This is a genomic window from Kocuria sp. PD6 (assembly GCF_031844145.1).
In the GTDB taxonomy this organism is placed as follows: domain Bacteria; phylum Actinomycetota; class Actinomycetes; order Actinomycetales; family Micrococcaceae; genus Kocuria; species Kocuria marina.
This window is the reverse complement of record NZ_JAUZUS010000010.1, coordinates 1-13,581: the sequence shown is the minus strand read 5'-3', so window position 1 is coordinate 13,581 and position 13,581 is coordinate 1. Positions and strand designations below refer to the sequence as shown.

At 67.5% G+C, this 13,581-nt stretch carries 14 protein-coding genes; 8 read left to right on the top strand and 6 right to left on the bottom strand.

Annotated elements, in window-relative coordinates; genetic code table 11:
- Position 1 precedes the first annotated feature (1 nt).
- From pheA to Q9R22_RS10215, 3 genes are all read right to left on the bottom strand, one after another.
- Complete coding sequence (gene pheA, locus Q9R22_RS10225; RefSeq protein ID WP_131333426.1) at positions 2-1,003, bottom strand: prephenate dehydratase; 1,002 nt, start codon at positions 1,001-1,003, stop codon at positions 2-4.
- The gene (locus Q9R22_RS10220; RefSeq protein ID WP_098054231.1) at positions 1,000-1,335 is read right to left on the bottom strand and encodes a rhodanese-like domain-containing protein; all 336 of its coding nucleotides are present in this window, start codon (positions 1,333-1,335) and stop codon (positions 1,000-1,002) included. Before Q9R22_RS10220 ends, pheA begins: the two co-directional genes overlap by 4 nt.
- 103 nt (positions 1,336-1,438) lie before the next feature.
- The gene (locus Q9R22_RS10215; RefSeq protein WP_242670482.1) at positions 1,439-1,810 is read right to left on the bottom strand and encodes a hypothetical protein; all 372 of its coding nucleotides are present in this window, start codon (positions 1,808-1,810) and stop codon (positions 1,439-1,441) included.
- 68 nt (positions 1,811-1,878) lie between these two features.
- Here Q9R22_RS10215 and Q9R22_RS10210 point away from each other — a divergent pair, with 68 nt between their 5' ends.
- The 3 genes from Q9R22_RS10210 (at position 1,879) to Q9R22_RS10200 (ending at position 4,531) form a co-directional block, all read left to right on the top strand.
- The gene (locus tag Q9R22_RS10210) at positions 1,879-2,427 is read left to right on the top strand and encodes an aminotransferase class I/II-fold pyridoxal phosphate-dependent enzyme (RefSeq protein ID WP_131333427.1); all 549 of its coding nucleotides are present in this window, start codon (positions 1,879-1,881) and stop codon (positions 2,425-2,427) included.
- A gap of 15 nt (positions 2,428-2,442) precedes the next feature.
- Positions 2,443-2,688: a hypothetical protein gene (locus tag Q9R22_RS10205; RefSeq protein WP_131333428.1), complete on the top strand. Its 246-nt coding sequence runs from the start codon at positions 2,443-2,445 to the stop codon at positions 2,686-2,688.
- 214 nt (positions 2,689-2,902) lie between these two features.
- Positions 2,903-4,531, top strand: coding sequence for an amidohydrolase (locus Q9R22_RS10200; RefSeq protein WP_131333429.1), 1,629 nt, complete (start codon positions 2,903-2,905; stop codon positions 4,529-4,531).
- Positions 4,532-4,664: 133 nt separating this feature from the next.
- Here the strand turns inward: Q9R22_RS10200 and Q9R22_RS10195 are convergent, their stop codons facing one another.
- Positions 4,665-5,705 carry an Lrp/AsnC family transcriptional regulator gene (locus Q9R22_RS10195; protein WP_131333430.1) on the bottom strand — a complete coding sequence of 347 codons (1,041 nt, stop codon included), beginning with the start codon at positions 5,703-5,705 and terminating at the stop codon, positions 4,665-4,667.
- 367 nt (positions 5,706-6,072) lie between these two features.
- On the opposite strand from Q9R22_RS10195, the gene Q9R22_RS10190 reads away from it, so the two are divergent.
- Together Q9R22_RS10190 and Q9R22_RS10185 are read left to right on the top strand one after the other, a co-directional pair.
- Entirely contained in the window at positions 6,073-6,195 is a 123-nt protein-coding gene (locus Q9R22_RS10190) for a hypothetical protein (RefSeq protein ID WP_276401447.1), read from the top strand.
- 110 nt (positions 6,196-6,305) lie between these two features.
- The gene (locus Q9R22_RS10185; protein WP_131333431.1) at positions 6,306-6,641 is read left to right on the top strand and encodes a hypothetical protein; all 336 of its coding nucleotides are present in this window, start codon (positions 6,306-6,308) and stop codon (positions 6,639-6,641) included.
- 105 nt (positions 6,642-6,746) lie between these two features.
- Here the strand turns inward: Q9R22_RS10185 and Q9R22_RS10180 are convergent, their stop codons facing one another.
- Entirely contained in the window at positions 6,747-8,123 is a 1,377-nt protein-coding gene (locus tag Q9R22_RS10180; protein WP_131333432.1) for an NAD-dependent succinate-semialdehyde dehydrogenase, read from the bottom strand.
- Between the two features lie 273 nt (positions 8,124-8,396).
- Here Q9R22_RS10180 and Q9R22_RS10175 point away from each other — a divergent pair, with 273 nt between their 5' ends.
- The 3 genes from Q9R22_RS10175 (at position 8,397) to gabT (ending at position 12,941) form a co-directional block, all read left to right on the top strand.
- Positions 8,397-9,845 (top strand): APC family permease, encoded by a 1,449-nt coding sequence (locus Q9R22_RS10175; RefSeq protein ID WP_131333433.1) that lies wholly within the window; start codon positions 8,397-8,399, stop codon positions 9,843-9,845.
- A gap of 103 nt (positions 9,846-9,948) precedes the next feature.
- Positions 9,949-11,424 carry an NAD-dependent succinate-semialdehyde dehydrogenase gene (locus tag Q9R22_RS10170; RefSeq protein ID WP_131333434.1) on the top strand — a complete coding sequence of 492 codons (1,476 nt, stop codon included), beginning with the start codon at positions 9,949-9,951 and terminating at the stop codon, positions 11,422-11,424.
- Between the two features lie 173 nt (positions 11,425-11,597).
- Entirely contained in the window at positions 11,598-12,941 is a 1,344-nt protein-coding gene (gene gabT, locus Q9R22_RS10165) for a 4-aminobutyrate--2-oxoglutarate transaminase (RefSeq protein ID WP_131333435.1), read from the top strand.
- A gap of 195 nt (positions 12,942-13,136) precedes the next feature.
- On the opposite strand, the gene Q9R22_RS10160 is transcribed toward gabT, so the two are convergent.
- Positions 13,137-13,581 (bottom strand): hypothetical protein (locus Q9R22_RS10160; RefSeq protein ID WP_311254188.1); only part of this gene is annotated, 445 nt, incomplete at its 5' end.

The following is a 13,581-nucleotide window of genomic DNA, read 5'->3' as shown; positions in this document are numbered from 1 at the left end:
GTCAATGTCCTTTCAGGTTGTTGACCCATGAACGGGCCTGGATGAAGGCGGCGTCGCTGTAGTGCTTGGCCACGTGGACCGCGCGCCCGTCGGCGCGGGGGTAGGACCCGAGGAATCGGGTGCGGGGGCAGATCCGGCGCACACCCATGAGGGCTTCGGAGACCCGGTCCTCCCGGATGTGGCCGTCGATGTCCACCGAGAAGAAGTAGTCGCCCAGGTGGGTGCCCGTGGGGCGGGACTCGATGCGGGTCAGGTTGACCCCGCGCGTGGCGAACTGCTCGAGGATCTCCAGCAGCGCCCCGGGACGGTCCTCCCACAGCGGGATCACCAGGGACGTCTTGTCCGCCCCGGTGGGCTCGGGCATGGGTGCATCTGGGCGGGCCACGAGCACGAAACGCGTGACCGCGTGCTCGTTGTCCCCGATGTCCTCGGCCAGCACGTTCAGCTCGGGGTGGCGCTGCACGACCACGGGGGAACACACGCCGGCGTCGTAGCCCAGGCCCTCGGTGCTCACCCCGCCCGTGCCGTCCAACATGTCCATGGCCGAGGCCGCCGTGGAGGACGCGGGGACGTAGCTCACGCCTGGGAGGTTCTGTTCGACCCAGCCGCGGATCTGCGCCCAGGCGTGACTGTGGGTCGCCACGGCGTGGACGTCGGACAGGCGCACGCCCGGCGGGGCCACGAGGACGAACTGGATGGGCACCAGGATCTCGCGCAGGATCCGCAGTTCGGCACCGAAGGAGACGTCGTCGAGCGTGGCGGTCACGCCGCCCTCCACCGAGTTCTCGATAGGCACCACGGCGGCGTCCACACGTTCCTCTCGAACGGCCGCGAGCGCGGCCGGGACGGAGCTCATGGGGGTGCACGCGGCGTCGTCGACCCCCGGGACCTGCCTCAGTGCCGCCTCGGTGAACGTGCCCTCGGGGCCCAGGAAGGCGTACTCACGAGCGCATGGCCCCGGGTCCACAGGACCCGAGGCCACGCCGGACAGTGCTGCGTTCACAGAACGCGCGCCGTTTCCCCGGTCTCGGACACGATGGGCTTCTCCGCGTCCGCCCACGCGCCCATGCCGCCCACCACGTTGACGGGGTCGTACCCGTACTGCGCGAGGTACGCGGTGGCGCGCAGCGAGCGGCCGCCGGAACGGCAGATCACGTAGACGTCCTGATCCAGCGGGACCTCGTCCGTGCGCTCCGCGAGCTGCGACAGCGGCAGGTGCTGGGCACCGTCGATGTGCCCGGCATCCCACTCGTTCTGTTCGCGCACGTCCAGGATGGGTGCGCCCGCCGGGATCTCGTCCACGGTGGCGGACGGCAAGTTGTTCACGTTGTCCATGGCGTCCCTCGTCGTTCGACTGCTCAGTTCACTCGGACCCCCACCATAGCGGCAGGGCGCGGTGTTCAGCGCCGACGGCGCGGGGTGCCGCGGGCGACGTCGCTCAGCGCACGTCGGTGCCGGTCCTGTCGTGCTCGGACGGGTGCGAGCGCCCCAGCTCGGACAGGCCGTGCTTGGCCACGTGACGCGTGGAGATCTCGTAGCCGATGTCGGTGCCCACGAGGATCACGATGCCCGCGATGAGGCTGTAGTACCAGTGCGGGTTGGTCATGTCGAACATGATGTACAGGCTCAGCAGGATCAGGAACGCGAGGCACACGTAGTTGGTCACGGGAACGTCGGGCAGCTTGAAGGACACGCCGCGCGCCTGACCGTGGGCCGCGAGGTTGCGCAGCGAGCGGGCGCACGCGTACAGCGTGGCGTTCACGCGTGAGAACGCGCTCGTGACCACCGGTTCCCAGAACGGTCTGGACACCCTCGCCCGCGTGATGATCGATCCGGGGGTACGTCATCCTCGCGGAAGCGCCTTCCTACTCGGGCGCCATGGCCGTGTTCGCGGGCGCCCAGGCGGAGGTCGTCCACGTGGCGATCGACCACGAGGGGCTGACCCCGGACGAACTCGAGGAGACCATCGAGGAGCTCGAGTCCCAGGACCGGGGCATCAAGTTCCTGTACACCATCCCGAGTTTCCAGAACGCGGGCGGGACCATGATGCCGCAGCAGCGCCGCGACCGGATCTGTGAGGTCCGCGCCGCGCACCCCGTGCTGATCGCGGAGGACAACCCCTATCGCCTGCTGGGCTTCGAGGGTCAGACTGCCCGTGCCATGCGCGCGGACGACGAGAACGTGGTCTACCTGGGCTCGGCGTCCAAGATGTTCACGCCGGGTCTGCGCGTGGGCTGGACCGTGGCCCCCGATTCGCTCGCCACGATCCTGTGTCTGCAGAGCGAGGCCCCTGTGCTCAGTCCCTCGGCCTTCGCTCAGGAAGTGGTCGCCGGGTGCCTCGAGAAGTACGACTGGCGTTCCGTGCTGGACGAGTACCGCGTGCTGTACGGCAAATGGGCCCAGACCCTGATGGACGCGTTCGACTAGCACATGCCCGACGGTGTGACCTGGACCCGCCCCGAGGGCGGCTTCTACTCGTGGATCACCCTGCCGCAGGACGTGGACTCCTCCGACCTGTGCATGGAGGGCATCGACAAGGGCGTGGTGTTCGTCCCGGGCACCGCGTTCTCCACGGACTGCCGCGGTGAGTACGAGGTGCGCATGTCCTTCTGCCACCCCGCCGATGGCGAGATCCGCAAGGGTGTGGAGATCTTCACCACCACCCTGAAGAAGGCCATGAACGCCTGATCGGTTCGCCCGAACGCCACGGCGCCGGTGTCAACAATTCTGAGGCCCGGCGCCGTCGTTCTGCCGGGCCGTATCCGCTGCGACCTAGACTGATGGATCGAGGACTGCGGTTGCCCGATCCTTGCACTCCGCTTCGTGGGGGCGCCGTCGCGGGGGTCGGCGCACCATCACACAACTGTGTCGGCGCCGGGGCCGGCCGTTAGGAGCCCGTTCCATGTTCCGCCTCTTCCACAACGCCACGGTGCACGCCATGAATCCGGCCACCGGATGGACTCCCCAGGCCCAGTGGCACTCCCACGACATGCCCCATCCGGACGCCATCCTGACCTCCGACGACCGCATCGTGGCCGTGGGCGACTACCAGCGGCTCAAGGACCTCGCGCCGCTCGGCACCGAACGTACCGATCTCGGCGGCACCTACGTGCTCCCGGGCATGGGCGACGGCCACATCCACTCGGCCATGTACTTCCGCTCCCTCATCGAGCCGGACATGCGCCACTGCACGTCCCTGGAGTCCGCGCTCGAGGTGCTACGCCCGTTCGTGGAGCGAGGCATGGCGGACGAGTCCATCACGTGGATCTTCGGCGGGCAGTGGAACGTCAACGCGTGGGACGTCCCCGAGCTGCCGGACCGCCACGCGCTGGACACCGTGGCCCCGGACATCCCCGTGGCCCTGGGGTCCCTGGACTGGCACACCCTGTGGTTGAACTCCAAGGCGCTGCGGGAGCTGGGCCTGGACCGGAACGTCAAGGACCCTGACGGCGGCGAGTTCGTGCGGGACGAGCACGGTGAGCTCACCGGCGTGATCCGGGAGGCCGCGGCCATCCCCATCCGGGACGGGCTCATGCAGTCGGACGTCTCCGGCAACATCGACGACTACCTGCCCCTGGGTCAGCGTGAGCTGCTCAAGCGGGGCATCACATCCATCCACGACATCGACGGCGCGGACTGCCTGTACGCGTACCAGAAGCTGCGCGAACGCGGCGAGCTGGACATCCGCATCCACAAGGTGCTGCACCAGGAACAGGTCCACGACGCCATCCGGCGCGGGATCCGCACGGCCTCCGGGGACGAGTGGATCTCGATCGGCCCGCTCAAGCTCTTCGCGGACGGCGCCCTGGGCTCGCACACGTGCCACATGTCCGAGGCGTGGCCGGGCACCGAGAACCACGGCATGACGGTCACGTCCCCGCACGAGCTCGAGCACTGGATCGGTCTGGCGGCGTCCGCCGGGATCGCCACGGCCGTCCACGCGATCGGTGACCAGGCCACCACGGAGGTGCTGGACGCGTTCGCCAAGAGTCAGTCGATCGCCCGGGTCTTCGGCCTGCGCCAGCGCGTGGAGCACGCCCAGTACATGAAGCGCTCGGACGTCCCCCGGTTCCGTAAGCTGGGAGTCACCGCGTCCATGCAGCCCATGCACTGCACGGCGGACATCCCCATGAACGACTTCCTGTCCGAGCGCGACCTCGTAGCCTACGGGTGGAACAGTCTGCGCGAGGCCGGCGCCGAGCTCGTGTTCGGTTCCGACGGCCCCGTAGAGGACCCCAACCCGTTCCAGGGCATCCACGCGGCCATCACCCGCACACGGGACGGCGCGCCCGAGGGCGGGTGGCAGCCCCACGAGCGGCTCCCGCGCGCGGAGACCGTGTACTACTACACCCACGCGGTGGCCCGCGCGTCCTACGAGGAGAACCTCAAGGGCTGCCTGGCCCCGGGGATGCTCGCGGACTTCGTGAGCGTGGACCGCGACATCTTCTCCGAGGACGCCGAGGGCGTGAAGGACACCGTGGTCGAGGCCACCGTGGTGGGCGCCCAGATCCGCTACCAGCGCGCGAACTGACAGCGCGGGGCACAACGACGACGCTCACGCACGTCCCACGGGCGACGTCGCCCGCGTGCGTCTCCGGGCGACGTCGTCCGGGCGGGTGACCCTGCGGCGTCGTACCCCGCGACCGCGCAGACCGACCGCGCGCTCAGCTCAAGTGCAGGTGCGGGGCCACGAAGGTCCTGGTGGCGTTACGTTCGTTCCCCAGGACCCAGCCCATGCGCTTGAGCGGGCGCAGGGAGATCACCGATTCCTGGATCTCCACGTCCGAGACGAGACTCTGGATGGCCTGCTCGGCCTCGATGATCTCCCCCACGGAGGAGAGCCACATGACCACCATCATGTTGGAGCGCCCCGTGATGGAGGAGACCACGCGGGTGCGTGGGTCCTTCGCGAGTGCCTCGGCCGCGTCCTCGTGCCGATAAGCATTCAAACGCATGAACCACTGCGCGGTCACGGGGGAGGACGAGAGCCCCTGCACCAGGTCGCAGCGAATACTCAACAGCCCGGAGGCCAGGACCTTCTGCAGGTAGCGCCGGGCCGTAGCCGGGTGCAGCCCCGTGCTGCGGGCGATCTCCGCGGCGCTCGCGCGGCCGTCACGCATGAGGGCCTCGATCACCGGGCGCTGGTCCTCCCCGAGCGCGGTGGTTGAGGTGGGCAGGGCGGCCTGTTCGGCGGAGGTCCACGCCTGGGCCGCGGCGCGCTGCTCGTCGCTGAGCTGGTCCAGTCGCCACTTGTCGCCCGCTCGGTGCAGGCGTGACGAGAGCATGAGCTGCACCTTGGCCACGCCCGGCACCTGCGAGATCTGTTCCTCCACGAAACGGGACAGCGATTCCAGGTCGTGACTGAGCACGGTCAACCCCAGGTCCGGGGACGGCGCGAACGCCTCCACGGAGATTACCTCGGGCATCGCGGTGAAGGTGTCCACCACGTGAGCCCAGCCTCCCGGATCGCACGAGATCTCGATGAAGCTGAGCTGGTTGCGGGTGTCCGAGAGGTTGACCTGCGCCGTGATCCACGCGATGCCCGAACGTTCCAGCTTCTCCCACCGGCCGGCGAGCGTGGTGGCGTGCGCGCCCAGGATCTCGGCCGCCTCCCCCCACGTGATGCGCGGCGCCCACTGCAGCAAACTGATCAGTTCCTGATCCTGGGGGGAGAGCTCGCTCTTGATGTGGCCGTTGCTCAGCATGGGTCCTCTGTTTCCTGGGCTCGTGGCACGGGTGGCGCCGGGGTGGCGGCGCGGGCGGTGCCGCTCAGCCGTCCCAGGATGGCGGCATGCGACCCGTGGGACGGACGTACTCCCGGGCCCGACCGCGGCTCCCAACGCCCCATGATGAGTGCGAGGACCGTCCGGTGCCAAGTCGTAACCGAGACGTTCGGACACCCGAGTTGAAATAAGATCGATTCAAGCGACCCAAAATTGTAGAAATTTATGTCATACAGTTGGCTATTTGTATCACATCATGCAGAGCGGCTAGCACGCTGCATGGCTGTTACCCGCGGTGACGACTTGACAGGGCTGATCTGACCCGCCCTCACCTCTCAGGATGCACGACATGTCTACTCCCGCTGCTTCCTCTGAGATAGCCACCGAGACCAACCTCGGCGGCCCGGCGGTCTCCTCCAGGAAAACACTCATCCACACCGGTATCGGCAACGCACTCGAGTGGTACGACTGAAGCATCTACGCAACGTTCTCCATCTACTGCGCGCGTGAGATCTTCAACCCCCAGGCCACCGCCCTGCAGGCGAGCCTGTTGGCCAACGTGGTCCTGATCATTCCCTGCCGTTGTGGGGCAAGCTCTCCGACATCTGGGGCCGGCGTCCGTCGCTGATCATCGGCAATCTGGTGCCGCTGCTGCTGTTCTTCCCGCTCAACGCCATGGTGGGCCAGATGTTCCTCTCCCTGTTCCTGCCCGCCACGAGCGTACGCACCGTGGGCGTGGCCTTCCCGTACGCGGTAGCCGTGGCCATCTTCGGCGGCCCCGCCCCGTACCTTCAGAACTGGATCAGCACGCAGTACTCGGCGGGCATGTTCTCGCTGCACGTGTGCCTGCTGCTGGTGGTCTCCACCGTGGTCGCCTCCATCCTGCCCGAGACCAAGGCCAAGGACCTGCGGCACTAGGGTCCGCCTTCTCCCGGTACGACGTCGCCCCCGCACCTTCTCGGTGCGGGGGCGGCGTCGTCGTACAGGGCCGGGTCCCGGATGTGGAACCCGGCCGTGCGGGAATTACTTCTTGGGGGTATGCAGCAGCTTCTTGTTGGCGAACTCCTCGATGCCGAACGGGCCGAGCTCACGGCCCACACCGGAGCGCTTGACGCCGCCGAAGGGCAGGTCCGGAGCGGTGCCGGTGACCTCGTTGACGAACACCATGCCGGAGTCCACACGCTTGGCGACCTCCAGGGCCTCGGCCTCGTCGGCGCCGAACACGGAACCGCCCAGACCGAACGAGGAGGAGTTGGCCAGCTCGATGGCCTCGTCCACGTCCTTGACCTTGTAGACCACAGCTACCGGGCCGAAGATCTCCTCGGCGTAGGCGCGCATCTCGGGGGTCACGTCCGCGAGCAGCGTGGCCTCCATCCAAGCACCGGGCTTGTCCAGCTTCTTGCCGCCGGCCAGCACCGTGGCACCCTTGTCCACGGCGTCCTGGACCTGCTCCATGATCTCGTCACGCGCGGACACGGTGCACAGCGGGCCCAGGAAGGTCTTCTCGTCCGTGGGATCGCTCGGGGTGATCCCCTGCACGGCCTGCGCGAAGTTCTCCACGAAGGTCTCGTACGCGTCCTCGAGCACGATGAACCGCTTGGCGTTGGTGCACGCCTGGCCGTTGTTGTTCATGCGCCCATTCACGGCCTGCTTAACGGTGCGTTCCACGTTCTTATCGTCGAGCACGATGAAGGGGTCCGAACCGCCCAACTCCAGCACAACCTTCTTGAGGTTCTTGCCGGCGGTCGCGGCCACGGAGGCACCCGCACGCTCGGAGCCCGTGAGGGACACACCCTGGACGGCGGGGTCCGGGATGATGATCTCCGCGATCTGGTCGCTGGACGCGAACACGTTGATGTAGACGTCCTCGGGGAAGCCCGCCTCGTGGAACAGCTCTTCCTGCACCAGCGCGGACTGCGGGACGTTACCGGCGTGCTTGAGCAGGATGGTGTTGCCCAGCATCACGTTGGGGGCCGCGAAACGGGCCACCTGGTAGTACGGGAAGTTCCACGGCATGATGCCCAGCAGGACACCCGTGGAGTCCAGGACCACACGGGCCTCTCCCCCGGTGGAGGGTGTCAGGCTGCGGCCCTTCATGAACTCCTCCGCGTTGTCCGCGTAGTAGTCGTAGATCGCGGCGACGATCTGGACCTCGCCCGCGGCCTGCGCGGCCGGCTTGCCCATCTCCTCCGTGAGGATCGCGGCGAGCTCGTCCTGACGCTCGCGGTACAGCTCCGCCATCTTGTGCATCAGCTGAGCGCGCTCGGCCACCGGGACATTGCGCCAGGAGGAGTACTCCTTGGCGGAACGCTGGACGGCGTCCTTGATCTCCTGATCCGTGGCGGTGTCGAACTTCTTGAGGGTCTCACCCGTTGCAGGGTTGATTGTTGCGTAAGCCATGCTGTGAGCGTATGCCCCGCCACACTCTCACGACATAGCGTTCACCGAGGGCGAGACTTCATGACACCTACCCCCCACCCCGCGCCGTCATTCCCCTCTCTGCCGGGACCTGATGCCCACGACGCCGCTGCTTCCGCGGCCAAGGGGGCCCAGCGCCGTCGTCCTCCGCCCGCTGTCGATGACACGAACTCGCACACAAGCCCCGGGGGCGCCGTCCGCGCGGACAATGGAGCGCAACAACCTCTACATCCTCGACATCCCAGGACGGCATGCATGACACACGAACGCCATCTCCCGGAGCACGGCGCAGGGTTCAAGAAGGTCCTGGGGCGGCTGGACGCCATCGCCCTGGGCGTGGGGGCCATGATCGGCTTCGGCTGGGTGGTCCTCACGGGAGGCTGGCTGAACGACGCCGGGACCATGGGCGCGGTGCTCGCTATGGTGGCCGGCGGGGCGATCATGGCCGTGGTGGGCCTGGTGTACGGCGAACTCGTGGCCGCGATGCCCGCCGCGGGCGGTGAGCACAACTACCTGCTGCGGGGCATGGGTGCCAGGTGGGCATTCATCGGCTCGTGGGCGATCACGGTCGGGTACATCACGATCGTGGCGTTCGAGGCCGTGGCCGTACCTCGCACCGTGGAGTACATCTTCCCGAACCTCAGCCACGTCCCGCTGTGGACGATCGCCGGATTCGAGGTGAACCTCACGTGGGCGCTCGTGGGTGCGCTCAGCGCCGTGGTGATCACGTGGATCAACCTACGCGGTGTGAAGCAGGCGTCCACGGTGCAGGTCTTCGTGATCATCTTCCTGGCGATCGTGGGACTCATGATGGTCTTCGGCGCGTTCACGCGCGGCTCGGAACAGAACATGGAGCCCTTCTTCCACAACGGTGTCTCCGGGTTCTCCCTGGTGCTCGTGGTGGTCCCGTTCCTGTTCGTGGGCTTCGACGTGATCCCGCAGGTCTCCGAGGAGATGCACCTGCCGCCCAAGAAACTGGGCGGCACGATCGTCATCTCCGTGCTGATAGCGACCGCGTGGTACGTGATGGTCATCCTCACCACGTCCTCGGCGATGTCCGCACATGACCTCGCGAACGCGGACATCGCCGTGGCGGACGCGTTCGGCAACCTCTTCACCTCGGGCGCCATGGCCAACGTGCTGCTTGCCGGTGGCCTGGCCGGGATCCTCACGTCCTGGAACTCCCTGCTCATGGGTGCCTCACGTCTGCTCTGGGCCCTGGGCAACTCCCGGATGCTGCCCCGCTGGTTCGCCAAGCTGCACCCCAAGTACGGGACCCCCTCCAATGCCCTGCTGTTCGTGGGGGCGCTGTCCTTCATCGCCCCGTTCTTCGGCACCGAGATGCTCGGCTGGCTCGTGGACTCCGGCTCGCCCTCGATCGTGGTGGCGTACCTGCTGGTGTCGATCGTGTTCGTGATCCTGCGACGCCGCGAACCGGAGATGGAGCGGCCCTACCGGATCGGCGGGAAGCACCACGGCGGTGTGGTGATCGGTGTGCTGTCCGTAGTGCTTTGCCTGGGACTCGCTGTGCTGTACCTGCCCGGGATGCCCGCGGGGTTGGGCACCGCCCCCTACGTGATCTTCGCGCTGTGGTGGGTCCTGGGGCTGATCTTCATGCTGCGCATCCCGCGCGGGATCGCCCCCGGCGCGGACGCCGAGGAGCGGCTCGTGGCAGTGAGCGAGTCACGAACCCGCAGCCGCTGATCGCACCGTTGCGGCCGGGCATACCATGGAGGAAGGGAGCTATGTCCCACGAGTTCGAGACTGCACCGGACCACGCCGAGTGGAGTTCCCAGAAAGGAACCAGATGAGCATCAAAGACCGGGTTTCAGAAGTCCTCGAGGCCACACCCAAGGGCCTCCTGATCAACGGCGAGTGGCGAGATGCCTCCGACGGCGGGACGTTCGACGTCGAGAATCCCGCGACCGGCGAGGTGCTGGCCACGCTGGCCTCCGCGACCGAGGAGGACTCGCGCGCGGCCATGGACGCCGCCGCGAACGCCCAGGAGTCCTGGGCCCGCACGAGCGCTCGCGAGCGTTCCGAGATCCTACGCAGGACGTTCGACCTCGTCCAGGAGCACAAGGACGATCTCGCACTGCTGATGACCCTGGAGATGGGCAAGCCGTTCAAGGAGTCCCAGGGTGAGGTCGTCTACGGCGGCGAGTTCCTGCGTTGGTTCTCCGAGGAAGCCGTGCGTCACTACGGCCGCTACGTGGACACCCCCGAGGGCAACCTCAAGATGATCGTGTCCCACAAGCCCGTGGGCCCGTGTCTGCTGATCACCCCGTGGAACTTTCCGCTGGCCATGGCCACCCGCAAGGTGGCCCCCGCGGTGGCCGCCGGGTGCACCATGATCCTCAAGCCCGCGCGCCTGACCCCGCTGACCTCACAGTTCTTCGCGAAGCTCATGATCGAGGCCGGCATCCCCGCGGGTGTGCTCAACGTGGTGTCCTCCGCGTCCGCGTCCAACGTCTCCGGGCCCATCATGGAGGATCCCCGGCTGCGCAAGATCTCCTTCACGGGCTCCACCCCGGTGGGCAAGCAGCTCATGAAGACCGCTGCAGACCGCGTGCTGCGTACCTCCATGGAACTGGGCGGCAACGGCCCGTTCATCGTGTTCGAGGACGCGGACCTGGACAAGGCCGTGGATGGCGCCATGGCCGCCAAGATGCGCAACATGGGTGAGGCGTGCACCGCAGCCAACCGCTTCCTGGTGCACGAGTCCGTCGCGGACGAGTTCTCCAAGAAGTTCGCGGAGAAGCTCGACGCCCTCAAGCCCGGCAACGGTCTCGAGGAGGACACCACCGTGGGTCCCCTGGTCGAGAAGAAGGCCCGCGACAGCGTCGCCGAATTCGTCCAGGACGCGCTCGACAACGGCGCCGAGGCCGTCGTGGGCGGCAAGGCCGTGGACGGGCCGGGGTACTTCTTCGAGCCCACCCTGCTGACCGGTGTGACCGAGCAGTGCCGCGTGTTCAAGGAGGAGATCTTCGGCCCCGTGGCCCCCGTGATCACGTTCAAGGACGAGGACGACGCCGTCCGCCTGGCCAACGCCACCGAGTACGGCCTGGCGTCCTACGTGTTCACCGAGGACATCTCGCGTGCCCTGCGCATCGGCGACCGCATCGAGTACGGCCTACTGGGCATGAACGTGGGAGTGATCTCCAACGCCGCGGCGCCGTTCGGCGGCGTCAAGGAATCGGGCCTGGGCCGCGAGGGCGGCGCCGAGGGCATCGAGGAGTACACCACCGTGCAGTACATGGGCATGCCCTCGCCCTGGGCCTGAGCACGCCCGCGCCCGTCTGACGGGAGGAGGGCCCCACGAGGGTCCGAACTCCCGGCACCGGCCGCACACGGACCCGCCCCGGCTGGAGCCCCGGATCACCGGGGCTTTCCGGGGCAGATCCGATTATCGAGTTTTCGCGTCCCCGTGCCGCTGTAGTGAAAGGGCAACCGAACATGGCTGACATCGAATACCGGCTCGAGCAGAAGCGCGATCTGAAGACCGCCCTCCCGGGCCCCAAGTCGCAGGAACTCGCGGCGCGGCGGGAGAAGGCGGTCGCGGCCGGCGTCGCCTCCTCCGTGCCCGTCTACGCGGACGAGCTCGACGGCGGCATCATCAAGGACGCGGACGGCAACCAGCTCATCGACCTGGGCTCCGGCATCGCCGTGACCTCCGTTGGCGCCACCGCGCCCAAGGTTGTGGAGAAGGTGCGCGAGGCCGTGGGCAAGTTCACCCATACGTGCTTCATGGTGACCCCCTACGAGGGGTACGTGGAGGTCGCCGAGAAGATCGCGTCCCTGACCCCTGGGGCCTTCGACAAGCGCGCCGCGCTGTTCAACTCCGGTTCGGAGGCCGTGGAGAACGCCGTGAAGATCGCGCGCATGCACACCAAGCGCAACGCGGTCGTGGTCTTCGACCACGCCTACCACGGCCGCACCAACCTGACCCTGGCCATGACCTCCAAGGTCATGCCGTACAAGCAGGGATTCGGGCCGTTCGCCAACGAGGTGTACCGCGTTCCCATGTCCTACCCCTTCCGCGATCCGGAGGGCATGACGGGCGAGGACGCCGCCAAGCACGCCCTGTCCCTCGTGGAGAAGCAGGTGGGTGCGGAGAACGTGGCCGCGATCGTGATCGAGCCCATCCAGGGTGAGGGCGGGTTCATCGTCCCGGCCCCGGGCTTCCTGCCCGCCCTGTCGCAGTGGTGCAAGGACAACGGCGCGGTCTTCGTCGCAGACGAGGTCCAGGCCGGCGTGGCCCGCACGGGCAAGTGGTTCTCCTCCGAGTACGAGGGTGTCGAGCCGGACCTCGTGACCTTCGCCAAGGGCATCGCCGGCGGTATGCCGCTGTCCGGCGTGGTGGGCCGCGCGGAGCTCGTGAACGTGGTGCACGGTGGCGGCCTGGGCGGCACCTACGGCGGTAACCCCGTCGCGTGCGCGGCCGCTCTCGGCGCGATCGAGACCATCGAGGACTGGAACCTCGCGGACCGTGCCCTCGAGATCGAGAAGATCATCAAGGATGAGCTCGGCTCCCGGGCAGAGTCCTCCCCCATCGTGGGCGAGCTGCGTGGGCGCGGCGCCATGATGGCGCTCGAGTTCGTGAAGCCCGGCTCCAAGGAACCCAACGCGGACGCCGCCAAGCAGATCGCGGCCAAGTGCCTCGAGCAGGGCGTCGTCATCCTCACGTGTGGCACGTTCGGCAACAACGTGCGTCTGCTGCCGCCGCTCGTGATCGACTTCGACCTGCTGCGCGAGGGCCTACGGATCTTCGCCAAGGCCATCGAGGAGGTCGGCGCCTGATCCGCGATTCCTGAGCTTTACCGCGTACGACGGCGGGTGGTCACCGGGGTTCTGGTGGCCGCCCGTTCGTGTGTCCGGCGCGCACGGCTGGGGTATCCGTCAAACGCACGGCATCGACTGAGCCGCAGTCAGCCCGAAGGCGGGCTCTACCCCCCCCACAGTTCCCCAGGGGGCGTCCGATCCGGAGCCGGGAGGCTACCTCACGTACACCGTGGCTTCCAGAGTCGAGTTGCCCAGGTAGTGGCCCACGGAGGCGACGCTGGTTTTGGTGGCAGCAGATGTGTCCGGTGACTGGATGACGGCGCAGGATCCCCCGTGAGAAAGTTCCGCCAGCGAGGCCGCCTCATATTCTTTGGACTTCGCATCGCCGCTGAGTGGGGGCGCACCGCTCTCAGTCACCGCGTACTGGAAGGGCCGCCAATTGTGGCCGTTCGCGTTGACGCCAGTCTCCATGAGCTGTTCCTGGGTGGCGGCATGTGAACACAATGCGCCCCATGCGCCATTGAGCTGGGGAGGCATCACGGCGTTGAGTTCTTTCTGGGCATTCGGGCTGAAAATGCGGAAATTGATGTCGTTGCCCTTCAGCGTGGTGCCGTAGAGCTCAGCCAGCCGATCATTGCTGCCGACGGGCACCTTTGCC

Bases quoted from the DNA above. Each gene is read 5' to 3' on its own strand.
- Q9R22_RS10200 (WP_131333429.1), top strand. From the start codon at position 2,903: ATGTTCCGCCTCTTCCACAACGCCACGGTGCACGCCATGAATCCGGCC.
- Q9R22_RS10175 (WP_131333433.1), top strand. From the start codon at position 8,397: ATGACACACGAACGCCATCTCCCGGAGCACGGCGCAGGGTTCAAGAAG.
- Q9R22_RS10210 (WP_131333427.1), top strand. From the start codon at position 1,879: ATGGCCGTGTTCGCGGGCGCCCAGGCGGAGGTCGTCCACGTGGCGATC.
- Q9R22_RS10170 (WP_131333434.1), top strand. From the start codon at position 9,949: ATGAGCATCAAAGACCGGGTTTCAGAAGTCCTCGAGGCCACACCCAAG.
- Q9R22_RS10180 (WP_131333432.1), bottom strand. From the start codon at position 8,123: ATGGCTTACGCAACAATCAACCCTGCAACGGGTGAGACCCTCAAGAAG.
- Q9R22_RS10220 (WP_098054231.1), bottom strand. From the start codon at position 1,335: ATGGACAACGTGAACAACTTGCCGTCCGCCACCGTGGACGAGATCCCG.
- Q9R22_RS10190 (WP_276401447.1), top strand. From the start codon at position 6,073: ATGTCTACTCCCGCTGCTTCCTCTGAGATAGCCACCGAGACCAACCTC.
- Q9R22_RS10195 (WP_131333430.1), bottom strand. From the start codon at position 5,705: ATGCTGAGCAACGGCCACATCAAGAGCGAGCTCTCCCCCCAGGATCAG.
- gabT (WP_131333435.1), top strand. From the start codon at position 11,598: ATGGCTGACATCGAATACCGGCTCGAGCAGAAGCGCGATCTGAAGACC.